Source organism: Alkalihalobacillus sp. TS-13 (assembly GCF_019720915.1).
GTDB lineage: Bacteria > Bacillota > Bacilli > Bacillales > Fictibacillaceae > Pseudalkalibacillus.
On the sequence record NZ_JAHKSI010000013.1, the window covers coordinates 1 to 1,808 of the forward strand.

The window sequence follows — 1,808 nt, forward strand, 5'->3', positions numbered from 1 at the left end:
GGCAGCATTCCTGTTATGAAGTAATATCGGAGTTGAGAAAGAAATAAGCCCCTTGGTATGATGTTTTAAGCTGGCCAGCAAAAAAACAACATTCCAGGAGGCTGCACAATGAATTATAACCAAAATCAAAAGCTTGCTCAAATTACTTCTCAAACACTCATTATAGGCGTTGATATCGCGAAGTTCAATCACGTTGCACGTGCTCAGGACTTTAGAGGTGTAGAGTTTGGGTCATCTCTTTCTTTTGAAAACACGATTAGGGGATTTACTAGTCTTTTAGAATGGATCCAAAACCTCATCGCAAATCATGAAATGGATCAAGTGATCATTGGGATGGAGCCCACTGGTCATTACTGGCTAAATTTAGCCCATTTCTTGAAAGAACATAAAATCAAATTTGTTGTGGTAAATCCTTTACATGTGAAGAAGGCTAAAGAGTTAGATGATAACTCTCCAACCAAAAATGATGTGAAAGATGCGAAGGTCATTGCACAGTTAGTGAAAGATGGGAGATACGCTGAACCGACTATTCCAAAAGGTGTTTATGCGGAACTCCGTGGTGCTAGAAAAATTCGCGATCTCTTATCTGTTGATCTTCAATCGGTTCAAGGACAAATACACAACTGGATTGATCGTTATTTCCCTGAGCTATTAACCGTCTTTAAAAACTGGGAAGGGAAAGCAGCATTACAAATATTAAAGCTAAATCTATTACCACATGAGTTAGTGAAGCTCTCTGATCAAGAGTTATTAACCCACCTAAGGCAAACTGTAAAACGTGGAGTAGGTTTAGCGAAGATGCAAGAATTGAAACAAGTGGCCAATCTTTCGATTGGTATTCGTCAAGGTTCAGATATGGCGAAATTAGAACTGAAGACTCTTTTAGAAAAGTATGAGTTTATACAAACGAAATTTGAAGATCTAGAGTCCCAAATGGACTCTCTTCTTGAACAGGTTCCAGGTGTTGAACAAATGTTAGGGATCACAGGTATTGGCAGGGACACGATCATAGGCTTCTTCTCAGAGGTCGGAGACCTCAGCCAATACACTCATCCTCGACAGATTATCAAACTCGCTGGCCTTAACCTAAAGGAAAATACATCAGGGAAGCACAAGGGTCAGACAAAGATTACAAAGAGAGGCAGAAAAAAATTGAGAGCCCTTTTGTTTAAAGTAGCTATGCCCCTTGTCGCCAAGAATTCAGCATTTAAAGCATTACATGAGTATTATACAACTCGGCCCAATAATCCATTGAAGAAGATGCAATCCATGATTGCTTTGTGCAACAAGTTAATTCGTATTTTGTTCGCTATAGGTAAAAAGAAGTTTGAATTTAGTGAAGAAAGAATGTTAAGCGATATTCCTCATATGGCATTATCACAGGAAGCAGCATAGATTACGCAAGATTATTTAGTAAGTTATTTAGTTCTTTATTAATACACTTGAAGCACGGATTAGTCAGGCAAACCAATAAAAGTACGGACAATGATCCTGTCGGGCAGCATAGCTGACATCCACCTCATGGAAAGGTTGAACGAAGGAATTTTGGAGCAGAGACTCTGTGAGACATGGGAGGGTTGACCTCCATGAGATTTGTGGAGATCCACTTGTGCGATCATATTCTCGCTTGTTACCCACTTTCTGGAAGAGAGTGGTTAGGTGGATAAGTCTTTTTTTAATCTCAAACTCCAAAATTGTCCATTAATACAACTTAATCCCATGATTCAAACCACTATTAATAATGAACCACTATAAAAACTTAAGAAATCTAAAGAAATCCAAAGATTACCCTTTCTTTATAGAGGGAG

1 protein-coding gene is annotated in these 1,808 nt (G+C 38.7%); it reads left to right on the forward strand.

Annotated features, from left to right (window positions below):
• The first annotated feature begins 108 nt into the window (after positions 1 to 108).
• Positions 109 to 1,395: an IS110 family RNA-guided transposase gene (locus tag KOL94_RS24820; RefSeq protein ID WP_221569342.1), complete on the forward strand. Its 1,287-nt coding sequence runs from the start codon at positions 109 to 111 to the stop codon at positions 1,393 to 1,395.
• Positions 1,396 to 1,808 lie beyond the last annotated feature (413 nt).

What these genes read in the sequence shown, in the direction of transcription:
- KOL94_RS24820 (WP_221569342.1), top strand. Translation starts at nt 109, where the DNA reads ATGAATTATAACCAAAATCAAAAGCTTGCTCAAATTACTTCTCAAACA.